Below are 16,136 nucleotides of genomic sequence, written 5' to 3'. Positions count from 1 at the left end.
GCACAGGCCGTGTCAAGACGGGATTCGGGATGCCTCGAAAGACTCCGTGGACTCGCGGAGTTCGAGCGTCTGACGCAGCCTCACCGTCCGAGGGCTGCCCTCGGGGGATTCGATCCGCTCCAGCAGCAGACTGACGGCTGCCACGCCCATGTCGAACGCGGGTTGGCGCACCGTGGTGAGTCGCGGCCGGAAGAGATCCGGATAGGCGAAGCCGTCGAATGTCGCGAACGCGACGTTGTCGGGTGTGGCGCGCCCCGCGTCCTCGACCGCGAGGAGTGCCGCGACGGCCAGAGGGGTGCTGCAGGCGATGACTGCGGTGCGCGTGGAATCCCGGAGGTCACGGGCCAGCAGTGCGCGTATCTCGTCGTCGTCCGTACCGGTGAGAACCAGCTGATTCGCGATCTCGAGATGCGCGTCCCGGATCCCGTCGAAGAACCCGTCCAGACGCTCGGAGAGCGCCGGCACCCGCGTATCGCCGGCGACCACGGCGAATCGTATGTGCTGGAGCCGCGTGAGGTGATTCACCAGCGTGCGCATGGATTCGCGGTTCTCCGCTCCCACCTGATCGAGGGGCAGATCGCGGTACAACCTGTCGAGCAGCACGAGCGGCGCCTTCTCGTTCTGCAGCGAGGGGAGCAGGTCCGGGGCGGTGTCGGCGGCTCGCGCGAGGACCAGTCCGTCGACCCGCCGATCCAGGAGTGTTCGGATGGCGCGCTTCTCCCGGTCGGCGTCCTCTGCCGAGTTCGCCAGGAGCAGCGTGAGGCCGTGGGCAGCGGCGGCGGTCTCGACGCCGTGGGCCATGTCGGCGAATGCGGGCTCGCCGGCATCCGAGACCACCAGGCCGATGCTGTCGGTCTTCGAGCGCCGCATGGCGCGGGCCAGGGTGTCTTGGCGATACCCCGTCTGGTCGATCGCAGCGAGCACGCGCTCCTTCGTCGAACGCTCGACGTTGCGGGTGCCGTTGAGGACGTGCGAGACCGTCGAGATCGAGACCCCCGCGATCCGCGCGACGTCCACCATGGTTGCCATAGCCCGTATGCCTCTCTCGTAGGTCTGGTTTGCGCAAAGATACCCTATGGCGCGAGCTGGGGCGGTTTTCGGGACGAAAATGGCAACTTGCGTCGGTGTCGAGGCATCCGTTACTGTCACTCGAGAGAAAAACGTTTCGATGGCATCTTCGCCATCTGAGTGCCGCCGCAGGGCGGAGAAGAGGGCGACGATGTCCGAGGCGAATCAGCCGGCGGGAATTCTCGGGGACCTCACGCGTGCGCGGCAGGCGCGCACGGCGAGGGCGTCGAGCTTCGACCAGACCGGACGCAACCGAGACAATTGGATCATCATGCCGGGGGAGGAGCGCACGCTCGCCGACATCACCGGCCCGGGATTCATCACCCACATCTGGATGACGCAGTCATGCCGCATTCAGCCCGGCCCGGGGCAGATCGATCCCGACGTCGTCGGCGTGCCGATGCTCGAGATCCATAACGCTCTCGGCGTGAGCTGGGAGGTCGTCGACCCCGACTACTACCGCAAGGTGGTGCTCAAGATCTTCTGGGACGACCAGGAGACCCCCAGCGTCATCGCGCCACTCGGCGACTTCTTCGGCCTTATGAATTCGCTGTCCGGCTCGTACGAATCGCTTCCGCTGTCGGTCTCGGCGAAGGAGCCCGAGCTCCACAGCTTCGGCGGAAGCGCCGCCTTCAACAGCTACTTTCGGATGCCCTTCGGCCGACGGGCGCGGATCGTCGTGGAGAACCAGAACGACATCCCCTACCTGCAGTACTTCTACATCGACTACGAGCTCGTGCGAGAACCGCTGCCGGAGGACACGGTGTACTTCCACGCGCACTGGCGACGTGCGCTGCCCAATCAGGGGTGGGGGCCCGACCTCCAGTCGAACAGCATCGAGACGACCGTGCCGAATCTCGACGGCAAGGACAACTACGTTGCTCTCGAGACTGAAGGGCGCGGACACTACGTCGGTTGCACGCTCGCCGTTCGCCACTTCCAGGGGTCGTGGTGGGGCGAGGGCGACGACATGATCTTCATCGACGACGACACCTGGCCGCCGAGCCTCCACGGCACCGGGATGGAGGACTACTTCGGGCATGCGTGGGGTATGCAGCACAATGCGTACCTCTTCAACGGAACGATCGTGCACGAGGAGGACGTTCCCGGGTTCCACCACAGCTACCGTTTCCACCTCGTCGACCCGATCCGCTTCGAGAAGCGGATCAAGGTCACATTCGAGCACGGCCACGGCAACCATCTCTCCGACGAGTGGTCGTCGACCGCCTATTGGTACCAGACCCTTCCCTCGCCACCGATGACGATCCCGCCCGTCGAGCAGCGACTGCCGCTTCGCCCGATCGATCGCGTGATCGAGGTCGCCCTGCCGGAGCTCAACGCCGAGCAGCGTGCCGCGCGAGAGGCTGCGGCGGCACGCATGAAGGACTTCGTCGAGCGCAGAGATCGAATGAGGGCCGAGCGGGCGGCCCAGATCGACGAGTGGGAGCGCGGCAACGCCGAGATCGCCGCCGACGTCCGCCGCCGGTTCGATGAAGGAGGAAAGGCCTGATGCGTCCGCGGCTGCACTTCACCGCCGAAACCGGCTGGATCAATGACCCGCACGGCATCACTTTCCGGGACGGCGTGTACCACGCGTTCTACCAGTACGTGCCCGGTAGCACCGTGTGGGCACCGAACTGTCACTGGGGTCACGCCGTGGGGCCTGACCTCCTGTCGCTGAAGGAGCTCCCCGTCGCGATCGCACCCGGCGACGGCGACGGAGGGATCTGGACCGGATCACTCGTGCAGGACGGCGAAGACACCCGAATCCTGTACACCTCCACATCACAGCCCGATATCGGGATCGGGCGAATCCGGATCGCGACTCCTACCGACTCGAGCTGGATCGGGTGGGAGAAGGGCGATTTCGTCGCCGATGCCCCGCCGGAGCTCGACATCATCGCCTACCGTGACCCGTTCATCCGCCGGGAGGCCGACGGATGGCGCATGTTCGTGGGTGCGGGCCTTCGGGACGGCACCGCGATGGCGCTGTCCTATGTCTCGGATGATCTGGAGGGCTGGGCATATTCAGGCGTGGCCCTCCAGCGCTCCACGCGGGAACGCGATCCCGTCTGGACCGGGGCTCTCTGGGAGTGTCCGCAGATCTTCGATCTCGACGGTCGCGCAGTGATGGTGTCCTCTGTGTGGGACGACGACGTGCTCCACTACGCCGGTTATGCCGTCGGCGATTACGCCGGTGGGGAGTTCGTTGCGACGTCGTGGGGCCGGCTCACGTACGGCGACAGCCTCTACGCTCCGTCGCTGTTCCAGGACGCTGATGGCCGGCCCTGCCTTTCGTTCTGGATGCGTGGCATCGCCGACACGGAGGCCGGCTGGGCGAGCGCCCACAGCGTGCCGTACATCCTCCGGTTGGACGACGAACTCCTCATCGCCGAGCCGCACCCGGACCTTGCCGCCCACCGCGTCGAACCGGCTCGTGAAGGCGACATCCCGGGTGTCGTGGCCGACATCGAGTGGAGCCCGGATCCTGGGGCCACGCTGAGCATCGAGTCGGGCGACCGGGAGGTGGCGTTGCTGCGGTACCGGGGAGATCACCTCACCATCGAGACGGAGGGCACCGCGAGTGAGATGCCTGCCCGAGGTGATGTCCGCGTCATCGTCGATGGCCCGGTCCTCGAGGTGAGCTCGGCCGCGGGCGTGTTCGGCGCACCGATCTCGCCTGCGCACGGGGGCATCCGTGTATCTGGCTCCGGTGGCCGGATCGAGAGCTTCCCCCTTGCCTAGCCGTCAGCCCGTAGACGAAGGCGAGGACCATGCGGCGCATGGAGAGCTTCATGCCGGCCGCATCGCCCGGACGGCTGGCGGCGAGCCTGTCTTCCTCGCATTCCTCCAGTTCGCCGACGAGCGTGCAGCCGGCGCACCCGTGTCGGGGTGCGCCGGCTGATCGTCGTGCGGGTCAGCCCCCTACGAGGCTGATGACCAGCCGGACGGACAGGGCGAGCACGGAGACGAGCCCGATGAGGCCGAGGAGGTTCTGCCACCACTTGTTGCGCATCGACCCCATGAGCTTCTTGTTGTTGGCCATGACGATGATGAGGGCGGCGAGGATCGGAGCGACCAGGACGGTCAGCGCCTGCGCGATGATGATCAGCTGCACGGGCGAGGTGCCGGAGAAGATCATCGTGATCGTGATGCCGAACGCGAGGATGAAGGCGCTGCCGAGGCGGGCTGTCTTCGTGTCGGCCGAAGGTCCGCGTCCGAGCGCGTCGGAGAGCATCGTGCCGCCGGCGACGCAGTTGGGGATCATCGAGGAGAACGCCGCGCCGAAGAACCCGAGGGCGAAGATCCAGGCGCCGACGGGACCCGCGATCGGTTCGAAGATCGCGGCGAGTCCGCCGAAAGCGCCGGGCGCGTCGGTGCCGGTCGCGTGGAGTACTGCCGCGGCGACCACGATGACAAGGGCGGTCATGAGTCCGGGGGCGATGATGCCGGGCACCGTGTCGACGACGGTGATGTCGCGGTACTCCTCCTCCGTGCGATTGCGGGCTTTGGTGCCGTAGGACGTGTAGAACGCCGCGTTGATCGAGAAGTTCGTCCCGACGAGGCCGATGATGAGCAGCCACGCTCCGTCGGGGACGACGGGGATGAGGCCCGCTCCGGCGGCAGCCCAGTCGGGGTGCGCGGCGAACGCGGACACGATGAAGCAGATCGCCATGAGGGCGACGATGACGATCAGGGTCCGCTCGACGATCCGGTAGATCCCCTTGAACAGCAGGATGGCGGCCACGGCCACGGTGCAGACGACGGTCCACATCACCGGCGAGGTGCCGGGGATGAGCATCGCCAGGCCCACTCCCGAGCCGACGGCGTTGCCGACCGAGAAGCACAAGGTGATGAGGAAGACGCCGAATCCGGCCACGACGCCCACCCAGCCGCCGAGCGTCTGCTTGATGGACGAGATGAGCGAGACAGGTGTCCGGATGCCCAGTCGCACGCTCATGTCGGTGAGGAAGATCATCAGGATCGTGGAGACGATGATGACCCAGATGAGGGTGTAGCCGTAGAGGGCACCCGCGTTCATGGCGGTGGTGAGGTTGCCGGGACCGAACTGCCAAGCACCCGCGACGAACGCCGGGCCGATGAGGGCGAGCTGTCGCCAGAAGCTGCGGCGGGTGTGGCTGGAGTCCACGATGGTCTTCACCGTCTCAGTGGAGATGCGGCCGTGTCCAGTGCCCGGTGTGGCGGGGGGACGGGTGGTGGTGCGATCGCTCATGTCGGTTCTCCTTCTTCGGAGTGCGGCGCTGCGCCGCTCGGTCTTCATTGACACGGATGCCGCGGCTCGCCGCGGTCGGGCCCTCAGGCCCGTGGATGGGTGATCGAGCCCTGCAGGAGGCGGCGGATGCGACATCCACCGCCTCCTGCATGGTCACGCCGGGACGGCGACGCTGCCGAGCTCGGCCGAGGCGAACGCGGCTGCGATCTCGGCGTCAGCGCCCGCCGGGAGCGGAAGCAGGGGCTCGCGGACCGTGGCGTGATCCAGGATGCCGCGGTTGACCAGGCCCCACTTGAGGGCGACGGTCCCCTCCATGTGCGAGCCGCGGTGGTACACCGCCTTCGTGATCGGCAGCAGCCGCTCGTGGATCGCGTGGGCGGCCGCGTAGTCCTTCGCCTTGCCGGCCGCGATGAGGTCGACCAGCAGCTCGGGGGCGATGTTGCCGTACCCGATCGGGGGCGATGTTGCCGTACCCGACGAGCAGGCCGTCGACGTCGAACATGGTGGGCAGGAGGTACTCGTCGTGGCACGACAGCACCTGCAGGTCGGGGTACGCGGCGCGAAGGGCGGGGATCTCGGTGTACCAGCGGCGCATGTTGCGCACGCCGTTCTTCGTGTGGTTCACGCCCTCCTGCCCGGCGATCTCGAGCTGCGTGTCGAGGTCATAGGACGCCTTCGTGTTGTCGGGGTACTGGAAGAGGATCTCCTCGAGGCCCGACTCCTCCCAGATCGCGCGGTAACGCGTCTGCGGAGCGCCGGGCTGGAAGCCGAAGCGCAGCCAGCCGTGCGAGGGGTACACGAGGGCGCCCTTCGCGCCGGCCTCGGCGGCGTCCTTGGCTTCGAGGGCCGCGGTCAGGTTGCCCTCCTTGGTGATGCCCGCGATGATCGGCAACTGGTCGTCGACGGAATCGCGGAAGGCGCGGATGACGTCCTGCTGCTCCTTCTCGGTGAGGAAGGTGCCCTCGCCGGCGTGGCCGAGGACGACGAGGCTCTTGACGCCGTCGATGGAGCCGAGCCACGAACCGAGGCGCTGGATCGCGGCGAAGTCGACATCGCCGTCGACGGTGAAAGGGGTGACGGGAGCGGGGTTGAGGCCGCGGAGGTCGAGGACCATTGCTGTCTCCTTCTGATGACCCTCGCGAGGAGGGAGGCGGAAGTGCAATCGTTAGCGGGAACGTTTGCAGGAACGATTGCAAGTTTGCGGCGATGACGAGAGGATGTCAAGAGCAGATCTGAAATCGTTCTTGCAAAGGTTTCGAAGACATCCCGGCGTGGCGGCCTAGACTCACGAGAAAGGGGGCTCGATGGCCAACGAGACACAGGCGGAGCGGCGCACGGTGACCTTGCGAGATGTCGCCGAGGCATCCGGGGTCAGCATCTCCACCGTCAGCCGCATCCTCGACGACCGCACCCCGCCGTCGAAGTCGAGCACGGCGGAGCGTGTCAGAGCGACCGCCGAGGAGCTCGGCTACCGGCGGAACGTCTTCGCCTCGAGCCTGCGGCGGGGTGCGACCGGCACCATCGGTGTGCTCGTCCCTCGACTCACCGACGCGGTGATGGCGCTCATGTTCGAAGCGCTCGAGCGCACCGCCCGGCGACACGGCTCATTCGCCGTGGTCGCGACCTGCGGCGACGATCCCCAGGATGAGCGCCGAGCCACCGAGATCCTCCTCGACCGGAATGTCGACGGCCTCATCCTCGCCACCGCGCGGATCGACGACGCGCTCCCTGCGACTCTGCGGGAGCGAGGCATCCCTCATGTCCTGGTTCTCCGCACCGACGGTGTCAGCCCCTCGTCACTCGGCGATGACGAGACGGGCGGGTACCTCGCGGTGCGCCACCTGATCGACCTCGGCCACACCGACATCGGCATCGTCACCGGCCCGTGGTTCACCTCCAGCGGCCGCGACCGCCGACGCGGCGCAGAGCGCGCGCTCGCCGAGGCGGGCCTGCCGATCCGCGAAGACCGGATCATGGCCGTCGGCTACGGAGTCGATGACGGGATCGAGGCGGGACGGATTCTCCTGGATCAGCAGGACCGCCCCACCGCGATCTTCGCGGCCAACGACAACCTCGCGGTCGGCGTCATCGGGGCGGGGCGCAACCTCGGGATCCTGCCTGGCCGAGACCTCTCGATCGTGGGCTACAACGACATCCCGCTCGCATCCCGCCTCCCCACTCCGCTCACCTCGGTCGCCACGCCCTTCGAGCAGATCGCGACGTCCGCAGTCGACATGCTGCTCGACCCCACCACCGCGCCGGGAACCATCCGCAAGGCGCTGCCGACGCTCATCCCGCGGACCTCCACGGTCGCGCTGCGGGCCTGATCTCAGCCGAAGCACACCGCCGCGCGATCGTATCTCTCCGCGCTGATGCGCTTGATGGAGCCGATCGCCTCGGAGAGGTCGGCGGTCACGATGCGCTCGCCGGAGAGGGCCACCATCTTGCCCCATTCGCCGGCGACGGCGGCGTCGACCGCGGCCGCGCCGAAGCGTGCCCCCAGGACCCGGTCATATGCGGTCGGTGTGCCACCGCGCTGGATGTGGCCGAGCGTCGTCGCACGGGTCTCGATGCCGGTCCGCTTCTCCAGAAGCGGCGCGAGCCGTTCGCCGATGCCGCCGAGACGGGGCCGTCCGGACGCTTCGGTGCCTCGAGGGTGGAAGATGCCATCACCCTCGAGGGGGAACCCTTCGGCGACGACCACGAGCGGGGCCTGCCCCCGGTTCCGCGCGGATTCCACCCATTCGACGATCTGATCCACGGAGACCGGGTGTTCAGGGATGAGCACCGCATGCGCACCGGTGGCGATCCCGGCGTGAAGGGCGATCCATCCGGAGTTGCGACCCATCACCTCCGCGATCATGCAGCGCGCGTGTGAGGCGCCGGTGGTCAGCAGGCGGTCCATCGCATCGGTGGCGATCTGCACGGCGGTGTCGAAGCCGAAGCTGTAGTCGGTGCCGTTCAGGTCGTTGTCGATCGTCTTCGGCACCCCGACGACCTTGACCCCGGCGCCTCGCAGTGCGTGGGCGGCGGACAGCGAGCCCTCCCCGCCCACGGCGATGAGGCCGTCCAGGGCGTTGTCTTCCAGCGTCCGGCGGACTCGGCCGAGCGCGCCCGTGCCCTCGGCGGGATTCGTGCGCGACGTGCCGAGGATCGTTCCACCCATCCCCGCGATGCCGTGGGTGATCTCTTCCGTGATCTCGACGGCGTCGTCGTCCAAGACACCACGCCACCCGTTGCGGAAGCCGACGAGCGTTCCGCCGTACTCCCGGTCGACGCGTATGTGTGCACTGCGGATGACGGCGTTCAGGCCGGGGCAATCGCCGCCACTCGTGAGGATCCCAAAACGCGGCATGACAGCTCCAACCGAAACATGGACACGGTGTCCGGAATTAGTGTAGCTTTGGCTTGCCGCGGCGGGAAGACCTATCGAATTCGTCCGGATCCTTTCCCGGAGATCCGCAGACTGGAGTCAATGTGCATATCGCGAAAGTCGTGCATCTTCGCGTGGAAGTCGACAACGTGCACTCTCTGGACCGGGCGCTCAGCCGCGCGCGGCACGCGTTCCACCGTGAGGAGGGCACCGTCCACTGGGATATCTATGATCTGGGCGAGCCGGGCGAGCGGACTCTCGTCGAGATCTTCGCCGACCGTGAGGCGGTGGCGCGGCACGACGATTCGGCGGCGGTGGCTTCCCTGCTCGCCGATCTCGAGGGACTAAGGGTCGATGTGCTTTCCGCCGTGGAGTACACCCAACTTGAGAACACGGCGACCGAGAACAAGCAGGGAGAACTGGCATGAGTCAGCATCTATTCATCACGGGCGCGTCCGGGTACCTGGGGCAGGCGGTCGCGCAGCGTCTACTTCGCGCCGGCCATAAGGTGTCTGGTCTGGTGCGCTCGGACGCCGCAGCCAAGTCGGTCTCCGCGCAGGGAGTCACGCCGGTGCAGGGCGGCCTTGACGATGTCGCCGGCCTCGACCTCTCGGCGTACGACGGCGTCGTCGACACCGCGACTGCTGACCACGCTCCCTCGACTCAGTCGTTCCTGAGCGCGCTCGCCGGCACCGGGCGGACCTTCATCCGAACGAGCGGCACCGGCGTCTACACAGACCTCGCGGGCGGCGCCGCCTCGGAAGTCGTGTACACCGAGGCAGACGACTTCACGCCCGCGCCGGTCGTTGCCGAGCGCTACCGTTCGGACGAGCGCGTCCTTGCCTCCGCACAGGACGGTATCCGCGCCATCGTGGTTCGACCGGCGATGGTGTACGGCGATGGCGCTTCCGAGCAGCTTCCGCTCTTGCTGCGTCACGCGCTCAGCTCCGGCCGTTCGATCTACGCTGAGAGCGGCGAGAACCGATGGGGCAACGTCTACCTGTACGACCTCGCCGAGCTGTACCTGCTCGCCCTGGAGAACGCCGAGGCCGGCTCCGTCTACAACATCGCTTCGGGCGAGTGCGAGATGCGTGAGATCGCAAACGGCATCGCGACCGTTCTCGGCCAAGGCGCCGGCATCAGCGTGCCGTTGGCCACCGCGCAGGACACCCTCGGCGCCCGGTGGGTGGACGTCGCACTCGCGAGCAACAGCCGCGTCGATTCGACCCTGGCGCGCGACGAGCTCGGATGGAGCCCGGCGGGCCCGAGCCTGCTGGAAGATCTGATCCACGGCTCTTACAAACGGGTGTGGGCGAGCAAGGGCGACCCGCACGACCACGTCACCAGGCACTGATCGATGATCAGCCTGGACCTGGGCGGGAAGCGCGCCCTCGTCACCGGAGCCACCCGGGGCCTGGGATTCGCCATGGCGACACGTCTCGCGCAAGCGGGAGCGCTCGTCGGCGTGAACGGGCGGTCGGCGCAATCCGTGACGACCGCACTTCGTGACCTGCGCGACGCCGTCCCCGACGGGACATTCGTCGGCGTGGTAGCCGACCTCGCCAGCGAGGAAGGCGCCGCTTCGGCCGTCGAACAGTTCCCCGATGCCGACATCCTCATCAACAACATCGGCATCTATCACGCGGGCGAAGTGCTGGACACTCCGGCATCGGTTTGGGCGGACCATTACGACGCGAACGTCCTGACCGGGGTGCGCATCACCCGCAACGTGCTTCCCGGCATGCTCGCGCGGCGATGGGGACGTGTGGTGTTCATCGCCAGCGATGCCGCCGTGGCGATTCCGACCGACATGGTGCACTACGCCGCCTCGAAGACCGCGATCCTCGCTGTCGCGCGAGGCTTCGCGAAAGCGACCGCCGGCTCCGGCATCACGGTCAACTCGGTGATCGTCGGCCCCTCCGAGACCGATGGCCTGAAAGGTTTCGTCTCCGAAGTCGTCGGCACCGATCTGCCCTGGGATCAGGCGCAAGCCGAATTCATGCGGGTGCATCGGCCGTTGTCGATCATTCAGCGACTCATCCGTCCCGAGGAAGTCGCCAACATGGTGGTCTATCTCAGCTCGGAACTCTCGTCCGCCACCACCGGTGGTGCGCTTCGAGTGGACGGCGGCTACGTCGACGCGATCCTGCCGTAGGCAGATCTCGTCGACGCTGAACGAGGGTCGCGTGCGCTGGTGCGTGCGCACGCGGCCCTTCTCCTTCGGCCGGTGCGGGAGCTCTCAGAGTTGCGCGGTTCTGCCGATCTCGACGGCTGTCTCGAGGACGTGAGCCGCAAGTTCCGCCTCGTGGCCGACGATGTCATCACGACGGCCAGCCACCGATAGGGCGCCGAGGAACTCGCCGGAGGGGGTCAGCACGGGCGCTCCCACGGCGCCGACTCCCACTGTGACGTCCTCGTCCGAGACGCAATAGTGGCGTTCACGAGTCAGCGCCACGTCCGCGAGGATCGCGTTGCTGGTCTCCAGCGACCGGGGGGTGAAACGTTCGGGGTGATGAGCTGCCAGGTAAGCCTCGGGATCCTCCGGCCCGAACGCCAGCGTGACGCGGCCGACACCTCCCACGTGCAGCGGGAGGCTCCCGCCGGGTCGCAGCACGAGCACCTGCACGCCCTGGCCGTGCAGCCGTCGGACACAGACGGTCCGCTGCGGACGGGGGATGCTCAGATACACCGTGAGGCGGGTGGAGTCGCGGAGATCGCGCAGCAGGTCGTCTCGATGGAACCACGGGGTCGCGGTGGCCAGGGCCTGATCTCCGAATGACAACCACTTCGTACTCAAAGCGACTGCGCCATCCGGTTGCTGAGTGGCCAGACCGTCCTGCACCAGGGCGCCCATGAGGCGGTACGCGCTGGGGCGGGGGATCCCGATCTTCTTCGCCAGTTCCGGAGGAGTCAGCGCACCGGAATCGGCGAGGCCCTCAACGGCGGCCCGCAGGGAGGTGAGGACTCGGCTCGGCTTGTCAACGGCTGCCATCGTGATACCCCAAGGTGGTCGAGACGGTCGCCGCTTCCCGGCGGACCAGCTTTCCGAATTCCCGATCGCGCGCGTCGTTCTCCGCTTTCAGAGCGCTGAGCGTGATCGACGCGATGACCTCGCCGCGATGGTCCATCACCGGCGCGGCTGTGCTGAAGACGCCGGGGGTGATGTCGCCGTCGGACTCCACGATCCCTGCAGCGCGGATCGACGCCAGTTCGCGTTCGAGACCAGTCGCTTGGGGTTCCGTGATCGGGTTGGACTGGGAAGCGCGGAGGGCGCGGATGTAGTTCTCCCTGACGTCGGCCGGTGAGAACGCGAGGATCGCCTTCGGACCCGCGCCCTGATGAAGCGGGAGAGAGCCTCCGATCGTCAGCTCGGCTGTGCGGGTGTACTTCCCGTCCACGCGTTCGATGCACACTGCCCGCTGACCATCGGGCACGCACAGATAGACCGTCTCAGCGGTCTCCTCCGCCAGCCGCGCCAAGGAGAGCCTTGCGGCTGCCCGCAGATCGAGCGACGACTCCACCGCTTGCCCGATCGCCACGAGGTCGATCCCGAGGCGCACCGGTGCTCCCTTTCGGTCGCCGCGCTCGATCCAGCCGATCGACTCGAGGTTTCCGAGCATCCGATAGATGGTCGTGATCGGCTCATCGAGTCCGCCGGCGAGTTCCGCCGCGGTCAGTTCGCCGCGCTCGGCCAGGCATTCGAGAACGCGTGTCGCCTTCGTAACGGCGCTCATCCCCGTGCTGTCGCCGTCCGTCGTTGGTTGCGCCACGGTGATCCTCCCGTTTTCTGGACAGACTCTACAGAATGCGGCAAGCGCTCGCCACCCAGTGGCCGTCTGCAGCTATTCGCAATTAATGAACAATCTGTCCGAATAGCTGGACGTATGCGTCTCTCGCGCGTATATTGACTGCAGTAGTTACCCGATCTGCGATCCGGACGCCCTAAACCGAGTCGGTCATCGCATCGTGCAGAAGTGAGAACGTGATGCGCCAGAGCACCAAGGACGCCCGAGCGTCCATGGTTTGTGACGTCTCGCGTTTCTCACTGCGGGGTGATGTAGCCGTCGTCACCGGCGGTGGCTCCGGCATCGGGCGAGCGATCGCTCTGGGCCTGGCGTCCGCCGGCGCGCGGGTCGGCGTCGCCGACATGTCGGCCGAGAGCGCCATCAAGACTGCCGGAGAGATCGCGGGCGCAGGCGGCATCGGGCTCGCCATCCACACGGACGTCACGTCCGAAGGCGGGATCGGCCACGCCGTGAAGGTGGTCGAAAGAGAGCTGGGACCGCTGTCGCTCGCGGTCAACTCCGCGGGCATCGCCAACGCTGTCCCCGCGCTGGAGCTCACCACGGAACAGTTCGAGCAGATGTACCGGATCAATGTGACCGGGCTGTTTCGAAGCTGTCAGGCGGAGGCGCGGGCCATGCTGCGCACCGGGCGCGGGTCCATCCTCAACCTCGCCTCCATCAGCGGCATCGTGTCTCACCGAGAGATGCTGCAGTCCCACTACAACAGCGCCAAGGCGGCGGTGGCGCACCTCACCCGATCGCTCGCCACCGAGTGGGCGACGCACGGGATCCGAGTGAACTCGCTTGCCCCGGGCTTCACGCTCACCCCCATGAACACGCGCGAAGAGGTGTCCTCCATGCGCGCCGACATCAGCAGGCACATTCCCCTGGAACGCTTCGCCGAACCGGAGGAGATGGTGGGTCCCGCCGTCTTCCTCCTCTCGAGCGCCGCGTCCTACTGCACCGGTGTGGACCTCGTCGTGGACGGCGGTTTCACACTCCTTTGACCGGGCGGCTCGAGCCGCGCACAACGCTCACCATCACGGTGGGGTCCCTTACCAAGGAAGGTAGAGAGTCGATGTCGATTCAGAACAGGTTCAACCGGCGACGCCCGATCGCCGTGGCTGTCGGCGCGCTCGTCACCGCAACCGCACTCATGCTCGCCGGTTGCTCCAGCAGCGACGGCGGAGGCGGAGCCGGCACCGGCGACGGAGAGGGAGGCAAGCCGAAGATCGGTGTGTCGATGTCGTTCGTCAACCAGTTCTACGCCGCCGTACAGGAAGGCATGGAGGACGAGGCGAAGAAGCAGGGCTACGAGCTCGTCGTCCTCAATGCCCAGGGCAACAGCTCGACCCAGGTCAACCAGGTGCAGAACCTGGTGAGCCAGGGTGTCGGGTCGCTCATCTTCATCCAGCTGGACGCGGCATCCGGCGGCGCATCGGTCGCTCAGGCGAACGACGCCGACATCCCCGTGATCGCGGTGGATCAGACGCCGGCAGGCGGGGACTACGTCACGTTCATCGGCAGCGACAACGTCGCGATGGCCGAGCAGGCGTGCGACCATCTCGCAGAGCTCCTCGACGGTGAGGGCAACATCGCCATCGTCGAAGGCATCCCTGCTTCCTCGACGCAGATGCAGCGCAGCGAAGGCTGCCAGACATCGCTGGACGCGAACCCCGGCCTCAACGTGGTCAGCACCACCAGCGCCGACTGGGACCAGAACAAGGCGGTCAGTGTCTTCGCCAACGTCCTCACGGCGAACGAGGACCTGCAGGGCGTGTTCGCCCAGAACGACGACATGGCTCTGGGCGTCGCGAGTGCGGCTGAGACCGCGGGCCGCAGTGGTCTGAGCATCGTCACGATCGACGGCTTCCCCGCCGTGTACGACGCGATCGAAAAGGGCCAGGTGTCGGCCACGATGAGCCAGCAGCCGTACCTGGAAGGTCAGCTTGCGGTACAGAACGCCATCAAGGCGATGGACGGCGACGGCTCTGAGATCCCGAAGGAGCAGATCCAGGAGTCGATCCTGGTGACCAAGGACAACCTGGAGGAAGCGCGAGCCGCCAAGTACTTCGGTTCGCAGGGCTGAATCTCTCACGACCGCCACACTGCCTGCCGGCCCCGGAGGCCATACCGGGGCCGGCAGGCCACCAGGAGGAGAGCTCATGACTGAAGCGACAAACAGCCGGGTACTCGCCGCAACCGGCCTCATCAAGCGGTACGGCGGCAACACCGTTCTGCACGGCATCGACTTCTCGATCACCGCGGGGTCGGTCGTCGGCCTGATCGGCGAGAACGGGGCAGGCAAGTCCACGCTCAGCTCCATCATCGCCGGGATCAAGCAGCCCGACGAGGGATCGATGACGATCGACGGCGTCCCGTACGCGCCGACGGGTCCCCTCGACGCCCTGAACTCGGGGGTGGCGATCATCCACCAGGAGATCAAGATGATCCCTGAGCTGTCCGTCGCCGAGAACATGTTCCTCGGGCGGCTCCCCACCCACCGTGGCCGGGTCGACACACGGCGGATGGTGACCGAGGCGCGCGCCGCGCTGGAAGACCTCGGGGTCACGCTTGATCCCCGCCGTCCGGTCGCAGGCCTGTCCACCGCCACCCAGCAGGAGATCGAGATCGCCCGCGCCATCCTGCGGCGGCCCTCTTTCGTCATCTTCGACGAACCGTCCGCCTCGCTCGGTCAGGACGAGACCAAGCGAGTGCTGGAGCAGATCGAAGTGCTCCGTTCGCGCGGCACGGGCGTCGTCTACATCAGCCACCGCCTGGACGAGATCTCCGCCATCGCCGACCGGGTGTTCTGCCTCCGCGACGGCCGCAAGGTCGGCGAGTGGCCGGCTGCCGACATCGACCGGCAGGGGATGATCCGCGCGATGGTCGGCCGCGAGCTGGCGCTGCGGAACATTGATCCGGCCGCACCCGGGGAACAGGTCGTCGCCACCGTCGAAGGGCTCTCCTCCGACCGCTTCGAGAACATCTCGTTCGAACTGCGCAAGGGCGAGATCCTCGGTGTCTCCGGCCTCGTGGGCGCGGGACGCACCGAGATCGTCCGCTCCCTCGCCGGGGCCGACCGGTTCTCATCGGGCAAGGTCGCCGTCGACGGACACCCGGTGCGGATCCGCTCCGTGTCGGACGCGGTCGCCGCCGGCATCTATATGGTGCCTGAGGACCGGAAGACCCAGGGGTTGAACCTCAATCGCACCAGTGCGGAGAACATGTCCCTGCCGTGGGAGTCCCGTCTGGTGCGCCGCGGATTCGTCACCACCCGTTTCCTCAACCGTTTGAAGAAGCGCATGACGAAAGAACTCGACATTCGCGGCAACCTCGACAAGCCGGTCGGCCTGCTGTCCGGCGGCAACCAGCAGAAGGTGCTGTTGGCCAAGTGGCTGGTGCGCACCCCGAAGGTGCTGATCCTGGACGAGCCCACCCGCGGCGTCGACGTCGGTGCCAAGGAAGCGATCTACGAGATCATCCGCGGACTGGCCGCCCAAGGCGTGTCGGTCATCGTCGTCTCCTCCGAACTGGAGGAGGTCCTGATGCTGTCCCACCGTGTGATGGTGGTCGCCGGCGGACGCCAGAAGGCCGTTCTGCCTCGTGACGAGGCAACCCCCGAGCGAGTCATGCAGCTGTCTGTGTCCTGACCCGCCTTCGTTCACGATTCATA

At 67.0% G+C, this 16,136-nt stretch carries 14 protein-coding genes and 1 pseudogene; 9 read left to right on the top strand and 6 right to left on the bottom strand.

Annotation, left to right across the window (positions count from 1 at the left end):
- Positions 1-12 precede the first annotated feature (12 nt).
- Positions 13-1,029, bottom strand: coding sequence for a LacI family DNA-binding transcriptional regulator (locus ACN9MP_RS15835; protein ID WP_426321734.1), 1,017 nt, complete (start codon positions 1,027-1,029; stop codon positions 13-15).
- Between the two features lie 190 nt (positions 1,030-1,219).
- Between ACN9MP_RS15835 and ACN9MP_RS15830 the strand changes: the two genes are divergently transcribed.
- Both ACN9MP_RS15830 and ACN9MP_RS15825 read left to right on the top strand, forming a co-directional pair.
- Complete coding sequence (locus ACN9MP_RS15830; RefSeq protein ID WP_426321733.1) at positions 1,220-2,578, top strand: glycoside hydrolase family 172 protein; 1,359 nt, start codon at positions 1,220-1,222, stop codon at positions 2,576-2,578.
- Entirely contained in the window at positions 2,578-3,813 is a 1,236-nt protein-coding gene (locus ACN9MP_RS15825) for a glycoside hydrolase family 32 protein (RefSeq protein ID WP_426321731.1), read from the top strand. Before ACN9MP_RS15830 ends, ACN9MP_RS15825 begins: the two co-directional genes overlap by 1 nt.
- 172 nt (positions 3,814-3,985) lie before the next feature.
- Here ACN9MP_RS15825 and ACN9MP_RS15820 read toward each other — a convergent pair whose 3' ends face one another.
- Both ACN9MP_RS15820 and ACN9MP_RS15815 read right to left on the bottom strand, forming a co-directional pair.
- Positions 3,986-5,302 (bottom strand): Nramp family divalent metal transporter, encoded by a 1,317-nt coding sequence (locus ACN9MP_RS15820; RefSeq protein WP_426321729.1) that lies wholly within the window; start codon positions 5,300-5,302, stop codon positions 3,986-3,988.
- Positions 5,303-5,455: 153 nt separating this feature from the next.
- Positions 5,456-6,416: pseudogene (locus tag ACN9MP_RS15815) on the bottom strand (dihydrodipicolinate synthase family protein).
- 190 nt (positions 6,417-6,606) lie between these two features.
- Here ACN9MP_RS15815 and ACN9MP_RS15810 point away from each other — a divergent pair.
- Complete coding sequence (locus ACN9MP_RS15810) at positions 6,607-7,629, top strand: LacI family DNA-binding transcriptional regulator (protein ID WP_426321727.1); 1,023 nt, start codon at positions 6,607-6,609, stop codon at positions 7,627-7,629.
- A gap of 2 nt (positions 7,630-7,631) precedes the next feature.
- Here the strand turns inward: ACN9MP_RS15810 and ACN9MP_RS15805 are convergent, their stop codons facing one another.
- A complete protein-coding gene (locus ACN9MP_RS15805; protein WP_426321726.1) occupies positions 7,632-8,657 on the bottom strand; it encodes an ATP-dependent 6-phosphofructokinase in 1,026 nt (341 codons plus the stop codon).
- Positions 8,658-8,809: 152 nt separating this feature from the next.
- On the opposite strand from ACN9MP_RS15805, the gene ACN9MP_RS15800 reads away from it, so the two are divergent.
- Genes ACN9MP_RS15800 through ACN9MP_RS15790 form a run of 3 tightly spaced genes read left to right on the top strand, consistent with a single transcriptional unit; the run spans position 8,810 to position 10,830 of the window.
- Complete coding sequence (locus tag ACN9MP_RS15800) at positions 8,810-9,103, top strand: putative quinol monooxygenase (RefSeq protein ID WP_426321724.1); 294 nt, start codon at positions 8,810-8,812, stop codon at positions 9,101-9,103.
- A complete protein-coding gene (locus tag ACN9MP_RS15795; protein WP_426321722.1) occupies positions 9,100-10,029 on the top strand; it encodes an NAD-dependent epimerase/dehydratase family protein in 930 nt (309 codons plus the stop codon). The genes ACN9MP_RS15800 and ACN9MP_RS15795 overlap by 4 nt, the downstream gene beginning before the upstream one ends.
- 3 nt (positions 10,030-10,032) lie before the next feature.
- Positions 10,033-10,830 (top strand): SDR family NAD(P)-dependent oxidoreductase, encoded by a 798-nt coding sequence (locus ACN9MP_RS15790; protein WP_426321720.1) that lies wholly within the window; start codon positions 10,033-10,035, stop codon positions 10,828-10,830.
- Between the two features lie 84 nt (positions 10,831-10,914).
- Here ACN9MP_RS15790 and ACN9MP_RS15785 read toward each other — a convergent pair whose 3' ends face one another.
- Together ACN9MP_RS15785 and ACN9MP_RS15780 are read right to left on the bottom strand one after the other, a co-directional pair.
- Positions 10,915-11,667 carry an IclR family transcriptional regulator gene (locus tag ACN9MP_RS15785; RefSeq protein WP_426321719.1) on the bottom strand — a complete coding sequence of 251 codons (753 nt, stop codon included), beginning with the start codon at positions 11,665-11,667 and terminating at the stop codon, positions 10,915-10,917.
- Positions 11,654-12,445 (bottom strand): IclR family transcriptional regulator, encoded by a 792-nt coding sequence (locus tag ACN9MP_RS15780; RefSeq protein ID WP_426321717.1) that lies wholly within the window; start codon positions 12,443-12,445, stop codon positions 11,654-11,656. Before ACN9MP_RS15780 ends, ACN9MP_RS15785 begins: the two co-directional genes overlap by 14 nt.
- 215 nt (positions 12,446-12,660) lie before the next feature.
- Here ACN9MP_RS15780 and ACN9MP_RS15775 point away from each other — a divergent pair, with 215 nt between their 5' ends.
- The 3 genes from ACN9MP_RS15775 (at position 12,661) to ACN9MP_RS15765 (ending at position 16,113) form a co-directional block, all read left to right on the top strand.
- Positions 12,661-13,467 (top strand): SDR family oxidoreductase, encoded by an 807-nt coding sequence (locus ACN9MP_RS15775; protein WP_426321715.1) that lies wholly within the window; start codon positions 12,661-12,663, stop codon positions 13,465-13,467.
- A 71-nt stretch (positions 13,468-13,538) separates the two neighbouring features.
- A complete protein-coding gene (locus ACN9MP_RS15770) occupies positions 13,539-14,549 on the top strand; it encodes a sugar ABC transporter substrate-binding protein (protein WP_426321713.1) in 1,011 nt (336 codons plus the stop codon).
- A 76-nt stretch (positions 14,550-14,625) separates the two neighbouring features.
- Complete coding sequence (locus tag ACN9MP_RS15765; protein ID WP_426321711.1) at positions 14,626-16,113, top strand: sugar ABC transporter ATP-binding protein; 1,488 nt, start codon at positions 14,626-14,628, stop codon at positions 16,111-16,113.
- Positions 16,114-16,136 lie beyond the last annotated feature (23 nt).

Origin of the sequence: Microbacterium sp. E-13, assembly GCF_049912955.1 — a bacterium.
In the GTDB taxonomy this organism is placed as follows: Bacteria; Actinomycetota; Actinomycetes; order Actinomycetales; family Microbacteriaceae; genus Microbacterium.
The sequence above is the reverse complement of the archived record's forward strand: the minus strand, read 5'-3'. Positions and strand labels throughout refer to the sequence as shown.